This is a genomic window from Noviherbaspirillum sp., assembly GCF_035654295.1.
In the GTDB taxonomy this organism is placed as follows: Bacteria; Pseudomonadota; Gammaproteobacteria; order Burkholderiales; family Burkholderiaceae_D; genus Noviherbaspirillum.
In genome coordinates this window covers 1-7559 of the sequence record NZ_DASRXF010000128.1, presented here as the reverse complement: position 1 = coordinate 7559, position 7559 = coordinate 1, and the positions used below count along the sequence as shown (strand labels likewise).

5 protein-coding genes are annotated in these 7559 nt (G+C 66.6%); 2 read left to right on the top strand and 3 right to left on the bottom strand.

The features are described 5' to 3' along the window. Nucleotides 1-697: glycosyltransferase family 9 protein (locus VFF99_RS13070; RefSeq protein WP_325018546.1), on the top strand; the 697-nt coding region annotated here is incomplete at its 5' end. Next, nucleotides 697-1956, top strand: coding sequence for a lipid IV(A) 3-deoxy-D-manno-octulosonic acid transferase (gene waaA / locus VFF99_RS13065; RefSeq protein WP_325018548.1), 1260 nt, complete (start codon nt 697-699; stop codon nt 1954-1956). The genes VFF99_RS13070 and waaA, both read left to right, overlap by 1 nt. 178 nt (nt 1957-2134) lie before the next feature. Here waaA and VFF99_RS13060 read toward each other — a convergent pair whose 3' ends face one another. The 3 genes from VFF99_RS13060 to VFF99_RS13050 form a co-directional block, all read right to left on the bottom strand. Continuing rightward, nucleotides 2135-3532, bottom strand: coding sequence for an efflux transporter outer membrane subunit (locus VFF99_RS13060; RefSeq protein ID WP_325018544.1), 1398 nt, complete (start codon nt 3530-3532; stop codon nt 2135-2137). Beyond that, nucleotides 3529-6678: an efflux RND transporter permease subunit gene (locus tag VFF99_RS13055; RefSeq protein ID WP_325018543.1), complete on the bottom strand. Its 3150-nt coding sequence runs from the start codon at nt 6676-6678 to the stop codon at nt 3529-3531. Before VFF99_RS13055 ends, VFF99_RS13060 begins: the two co-directional genes overlap by 4 nt. A 10-nt stretch (nt 6679-6688) precedes the next feature. Then, nucleotides 6689-7559, bottom strand: an 871-nt coding sequence (locus tag VFF99_RS13050) for an efflux RND transporter periplasmic adaptor subunit (RefSeq protein ID WP_325018541.1), incomplete at its 5' end; no start/stop codon positions are given.

Genomic DNA, 7559 nt, shown 5'->3' with positions numbered 1-7559 from the left:
CATGGCACGGCTGGCGCAGGGAGGCCGGCGCGTGGGCCTTGCCAACGGCACCGAAGGATCGGGCTATGAAGCGGCCTCGCGCATCTTCCACAGCATGAGCGTGCCTGTCGGCGTGCACACCCATGCCGTCCTGCGCGGCCGTCTCGTCGCGGCCGAGGCGCTCGGATACTCGGTACAGCATCCGGCCGACTTCGGACTGCGCGCGCCCGACATGGCGCAAACACCCGGCTGGCTGCCCGCGGAGCCGTATGCCACCTTCTTCCACGCCACTGCCCGGCCTTCAAAGCAGTGGGCGCCGGAAAACTGGATCGAGACGGCACGCCTGCTGGCGGCACGCAAGCTGCCCATCCTCCTGCCCTGGGGCAGCGACGCCGAAAGACAGGCGGCGGAACAACTCGCCGCCCGCATGCCGAATGCACGCGTACTGCCGAAACTGCCGATGATGGAAGCCGTCCTGCTGGCGCAGCGCGCTTCGCTTGCGATCGGTGTCGACACCGGGCTGACGCACATCGCCGCCGCCTACAACCGGCCGACCATCGAACTGTACTGCGATTCCCCACGCTGGAAAACCGAGGGCAACTGGTCCCCCAACATCATCAATCTTGGCGACGGCGGCGCCCCTCCTTCAGTCGCGGACGCTGCCGGCGCCATCGAGAAACTGCTCGGGCCGGCAAGCGTCCGGCCGCAGACTGCATGATCCGGCTGCTCTATTCTTTCGCCTGGTGGCTGGCGTTGCCGCTCGTGCTCGGACGCCTCTGGCTGCGCGGCCGCAAGGAGCCGGGGTACCGGCAGCACATGGCCGAGCGCTTCGGATTCTATGCCGGGCGGCCGGCCCGGCAAGTCCTGTGGGTGCATGCCGTCTCGGTCGGTGAAACCCGCGCCGCCGAACCGCTGGTCGATGCCTTGCTTCGTGACTACCCTGATCACGCCATCCTGCTCACCCACATGACGCCGACCGGCCGCGCGACCGGAAAATCCCTCTTCGAGAAGCACGGCGATCGTCTCATGCAGTGCTACCTGCCCTATGACACCGGCTTCATGGTCGCTCGCTTCCTGAAGCATTTCCAGCCGCGCATCTGCATCCTCATGGAAACCGAAGTCTGGCCGAACCTGATCGCGCAATGCGTGAAGCACCGGGTGCCCGTCGCCCTCGTCAACGCGCGCCTCTCGGAGCGTTCGCTGGCCAAGGCACAGCGCCTGTCCGCGCTGATGGCGGACGCCGCGCGCGGATTCTCCTGCGTGGCGGCGCAGACGGAAGCGGATGCGGAGCGCGTGCGCCGCTTCGGCGCGCCGAACGTGAGCGTCACCGGCAGCATCAAGTTCGATGTCACGCCGCCGGAAGCCATGCTCGCAAAAGGTGCGGAACTGCGCGCGATGATGGGAAGCAAACCGGTCCTGCTATGCGCAAGCACACGGGAAGGCGAGGAAGACCTGATCCTCGACGCGCTCGGCAATGCCGGTCTGGAGGATGCGCTGTTGGTGATCGTGCCGCGTCATCCGCAGCGCTTCGATGAGGTGGCGGCCAAGGTCGCGGCACGGGGCCTGCCGGTGCAGCGGCGTTCAGCGCTTGCCGCGCCGTTGGCCGGGAATGTACGCGTCCTGCTGGGCGATTCGATGGGCGAGATGTTTGCGTACTACGCGGCATGCGATGTCGCCTTCATCGGCGGCAGCCTGCTGCCGCTCGGCGGGCAAAACCTGATCGAGGCCTGCGCCGTCGGCAAACCCGTGCTGATCGGGCCGCATACCTTCAACTTCAGTGTAGTGAGCGAGGAGGCGATTGCCGCAGGCGCTGCGTTGCGGGTCGACGATTCCGCAGCCATGCTCGATGCTGCTGGCCGCCTCTTGCATGACGGTGTGGAGCGCAGCCGCATGGGCGGGAATGCGGCGGCCTTCGCGTGCCAGCATCGCGGGGCAACCGGCAGGACGGTGGCGCTCCTTAAGCCACTGATCAGCTAGGACTGCGTGGGCGACAATGGGCATCCTGGTGGGTTTCGCTGCGCTCTACCCACCCTACGGTCCTTTGGTGCGCATGTGGGTTTCGCTGCGCTCTACCCACCCTACAGTTCTTTATAGAGGACGGTAGGGTGGGTAGAGCGAAGCGAAACCCACCGCCCCATCTTGACCTCACTTCCGTCTACTTCCCCGTCGCTTCCACCAGCCCGCCGCCCAGCGCGCGATACAAGTCGATGGCATTCGTCAAACGCAGCAGCCTGGCCTGCACCAGCGCCTGCTGCGCTGAAAACAATTCGCGCTGCGCATCCAGCACATCGAGCGAGCTGGCTACGCCGCTCTGATAGCGCAACTCGGCAAGCTTCAGGCGTTCTGCCTGCGCTTCCAGCACCGCGCGCTGCGCATCCACCTGCTCATCGATGGCCGCGCGGCCGACCAGCGCGTCGGAGACTTCGCGGAACGCCGTCTGGATCGACCGTTCGTAATCCGCGACCGCGATGTTCCTGCGCACATCCGCCAAATTCAGGTTGGCACTGTTGCGGCCCGCATCGAAAATCGGCAACACCAGCTGCGGTACGAAAGACCAGGTGCGCGAGCCGGATTCGAACAGGCCGGAAAGGTCGTTGCTCGCGGTGCCGGTGGACGCGGTGAGCGAGATGCGCGGAAAGAATGCGGCGCGCGCCGCGCCGATGTTCGCATTGGCGGCGCGCAGACGCTGCTCGGCGGCGCGGATGTCCGGGCGGCGTTCCAGCAGGTCGGAGGGCAGGCCGGCGGGAATTTCCGTGACGATGTTTTGCTCCGACAAGCCATGCGCGGCCGGCAGGTCGGCGAGCGGCGAGCCGACCAGCAAGGTCAGCGCATTAGCTGCCTGCGCACGCTGCCGCGCCAGCGTCGCCAGCGATACCCGGGCGGACTGCATCAACGTTTCATTCTGGCGCAGGTCCAGCGCGGACGACGCGCCGACATCGAAGCGCTGTTTCGCGAGCCGGTATGCGGATTCGCGGCTTTCGTAGGTCTTGCGCGCCAGTTCGTACTGTTCCTCGAAGGCGCGTTCGGCGAGATAGGCCTTGGCGACTTCCGCCACCAGGGAAATGCGCGCGGCCCGGCCCGCCTCTTCTGATGCGAGGTATTGCGCCAGCGCAGCATTGTTCAGGCTGCGCACGCGTCCGAAGAAGTCGAGCTCGAATGCGGCCAAGCCGAGGCCGACCTGGTAGCTGTTGTTGACCGCGGAGACGCCAAGGGGCGACAGGGCGGCCGGCGTGCGGGAGCGCGAGGCACCGGCGTTCACATTGAGGTTCGGCAGCAGGTCGGCGGACTGGACGCCGTACTGCGCGCGCGCTTCCTCGATGCGCAGCGCGGCCACGCGCAGGTCGCGGTTGTTCTCCAGCGCCGCCGAGATCAGGGCCTGCAGGCGCTGGTCCGGAAAGAAATTGCGCCAGCCGGTCAGCGTGGCGTCGCCGGCCTGCGTCGCTGTCGGGAAGGTTGACGCGACAGGCGCCTCGGGGCGTTCATACGTCGGCGCGAGCGAGCAGGCCGACAGCACGCCTGCCGCCAGCAGGGAAAGAACCGGTTGCTTGATCATGCCTTGTTGTCCTCTTGAAGATGCAGGTGTTCCATGTAGAACTTCCGTTGCCGTTCGCTACCCTTGAAGAAGCTGCGGATGACGACGAAGAACACCGGCACCAGGAACACCGCCAGCACGGTCGCGGTGATCATCCCGCCCATCACGCCGGTGCCGATCGCGCGCTGGCTGGCCGAGCCGGCGCCGGAGGCGATCACCAGCGGCAGCACGCCGAGGATGAAGGCGAGCGAGGTCATGATGATCGGCCGGAAACGCAGTTGCACCGCTTCCAGCGTCGCCTCGAGCAAGCCCTTGCCCTGCGCCTGCAAGTCCTTGGCGAATTCCACGATCAGGATCGCGTTCTTCGCCGACAGGCCGATGATGGCGATCAGGCCGACCTTGAAGTACACATCGTTCGGCATGCCGCGCAGGCTTGCGCCGAGCAGCGAGCCGAGCACGCCGAGCGGCACTACCAGCAGCACGGCGACCGGGATCGTGGTGCTCTCGTACAGCGCCGCCAGCACCAGGAACACCGCTAACAACGACAGCGCGAACAGCGCCGGCGCCTGTGCGCCGGAGGTCTTTTCTTCGAGTGACTGGCCTGTCCATTCCATGCCGATGCCGGGCGGGAGCTGGGCAACCAGCCTTTCCATTTCTTCCATCGCCTCGCCCGTGCTGCGGCCGGGCGCCGCATTGCCGGAAATGCGCATCGACGGATAACCGTTATAGCGGAACAGCTGCACCGGGCCGACCACCCAGGTCGAACTCGTGAAGGCGGAGAAGGGCACCATCTCGCCCCGGTTGTTGCGCACGTACAGCTTCATCAGGTCTTCCGGCTGCATGCGCTGCGGGATGTCGGCCTGCACGATCACGCGCTGCTGCCTGCCCTGGTTCGGGAAGTCGTTGACGTACGAAGAACCGAGCGCGGTCGACAGCGTCGCGTTGATGTCGGCGAAGGCCAGGCCGAGCGCATTGGCCTTGTCGCGGTCGATGCTCAGCTGCAGCTGCGGCGTCGGCTCCAGGCCGTCGGGGCGCACGCCCTGAACGACCTGGCTCTTGCCGGCCATGCCCAGCAGCTGGTTGCGGGCGGCCAGCAGCGCATCGTGCCCGACGCCGCCGCGGTCCTGCAGGCGCATCGTGAAGCCGGTGGCGTTGCCCAGTTCCGGGATCGGCGGCGGGCTCAGCGGGAACACGATGGCATCCTTGATCTGCGCGAACGCGCCGAACGCGCGGCCGGCGATGGCCGTGGCCGACTGGTCAGGGCCGCGCTCGCTCCAGTCCTTGAGCGGCGTGAACACGAGTGCCGCGTTCTGGCCGCTGCCGGAGAAGCTGAAGCCGGCCACCGCCACCACGCGCGCCACGCTCGGCTGCTGCAGGTAGAAGTTCTCGATCTGCTCGATGACCTGGATCGTGCGGTTCGTGCTCGCGCCCGGCGGCAGCTGCACGTTGGTGATCAGGTAACCCTGGTCTTCCTGTGGCAGGAAGGCGGAAGGCATGCGGATGTAGAGCAGGGCGACGCAGGCCACGATCAGGCCGTACACGATCATCCAGCGGCCGGTCCGGGCGAGCATGCGGGCCACCCAGCCCTTGTAGCCCGTCGCGGTGCGGTGGAAGCCGCGGTTGAACCAGCCGAAGAAACCTTTCTTTTCGTGATGATGTCCCGCCTCCACCGGCTTGAGCAGCGTCGCGCACAGGGCGGGTGTCAGCGTCAGGGCCATCAGTGCGGAAAACACCATGGACGACACCATCGACAGCGAGAACTGGCGGTAGATCGCACCGACCGCTCCGCCGAACAGCGCCATCGGCAGGAACACGGCGATCAGCACCAGCGTGATGCCGATGATGGCGCCGGTGATCTGGCCCATCGCCTTGCGCGTCGCTTCGCGCGGCGACAAGCCTTCCTCGCTCATGATGCGTTCGACGTTCTCCACCACTACGATCGCATCGTCCACCAGGATGCCGATGGCCAGCACCATGCCGAACATGGTCAGCACGTTGATCGAGAAGCCGAACAGCAGCATGGTGGCGAAGGTGCCCATCAGCGCCACCGGCACGACGATGGTCGGGATCAGCGTATAGCGGATGTTCTGCAGGAACAGGTACATCACCAGGAACACCAGCAGGATCGCTTCGAGCAGCGTCTTCACCACTTCCTCGATGGAAATCTGGATGAAGCGCGAGGTGTCGTAGGGGATGTCGTACTTCACGCCCGCCGGGAAATACTTCGACAGCTCGTCCATGCGCTGGCGCACGGCCTTGGCGGTGGCGAGTGCGTTGGCCGTCGGCGACAGCTGCACGCCGATGGCGGCGGTCGGCTTGCCGTTCAGGCGCGCGGAGGTGGCATACAGCTGGCCGCCGATCTCGATGCGCGCGACGTCGCGCAGGCGGACGGTGGCGCCGCCGGGCGTGGCGCGCAGCACGATGTTGCCGAACTCCTCCGGCGAGGACAGCTGGCCGGTGACGACGATGGGCGCGGTGATCTGCTGCGTATTGGCATTGGGCAGGTCGCCCAGGGTGCCCGACGCGACCTGCGCGTTCTGCGCACGGATGGCGGCGGTGACATCGCCCGGCGTCAGCTTGAGGCCGACCAGCTTCGCCGGGTCGATCCAGACCCGCATCGCGCGCTCGGTGCCGAACAGCTGCGCCTGGCCCACGCCCGGCACGCGCTTGAGTTCGTTGAGCACGTTGCGCGAGAGATAATCGCCAAGCGCCACCGGATCGAGCCGGCCGTCGGTCGAGGACAAGGTGGTGAACAGCAGGAAGTTGCTGCGTGCCTTCGTCACCTGCACACCCTGCTGCGTGACCGCCTGCGGCAGGCGCGGTTCGACCCGCTTGAGGCGGTTCTGCACGTCTACCGCGGCAAGATCGGGATTGGTGCCGGGCAGGAAGGTCACGGTCACCTGCGCCTGGCCGTTGGCCTGGGCTTGCGACTCCATGTACTGCAAGCCTTCCGCGCCGTTCATTTCCTGTTCGATCAGACTGATGATGCTTTCGTCCAGCGTCTGCGCGGTGGCGCCCGGGTAGGTCGCATTGATCTGGATCGACGGCGGCGCGATGGTCGGGTACTGGGCGACAGGCAGCCGCAGGATGGACAGCGCGCCGGCCAGCAGGATGAAGAGTGCGATGACCCAGGCGAATACCGGGCGATCGATGAAGAACTTTGCCATGGACGCGTCCTTACTTGGATTTCTGTTCCGGTTGCGGGGCGGCCTTCGGTGGGGACGCTGCGGCGGACTGGCCGCCGTTCCACGGCACCGGCTTGACCATGGCGCCGGGCTTGGCCTTCTGGAAACCTTCGGCGATCACCTTGTCGCCCGGCTTGAGGCCTTCGCTGATGACCCACTTGTCGCCCTGCGAGGAATCCGCCTTCACCTGCTGCAGCGCCACCTTGCCGTCGGCACCGACCAGCAGCACCGAGGCGCCGCTGGCGTCGCGCTGCACCGCCTGCTGCGGCACCGTGATCGCGTTCTCGCTCACCGCCTGTTCCAGGCGGGCGCGCACGTACAGACCGGGCAACAGCATGCGATCCGGGTTGGGGAATTCCGCGCGCAGTGTGACGGCGCCGGTGCTTTCATCGACGGCAACGTCGGAAAACAGCAGCTTGCCTTCATGCGGGTAGGCGCGGCCGTCTTCCGTGACGAGCGTGACTTTCGCCTTGTCCTTGCCCACGCTCTTGAGCCGCCCGCTGGCCAGCGCGCGGCGCAATTGCAGCAGCTCCGCGCTGGACTGCGTCAGGTTCACGTAGACCGGATCGAGTTGCTGGACGGTCGCCAGCGGCGTTGCCTCGCCTTGTCCCACGAGCGCGCCTTCCGTGACTTGCGCGCGGCCGATGCGTCCCGAGATCGGCGCCGTCACCGTGGCATAGCCGAGGTTCAGGCGCGCCGTTTCCTGCGCCGCGCGGGCCGATGCGAGCTCGGCCGTTGCCTGTTTCTGCGCGGTCAGCGCGTCGTCATATTCCTGCTTGCTGATCGCATTGGTCTCGACCAGCGGCTTGTAGCGCTGCACCTTCAGGTTGGCCTGCGCCAGATTCGCCTCCGCCTTGGCGACC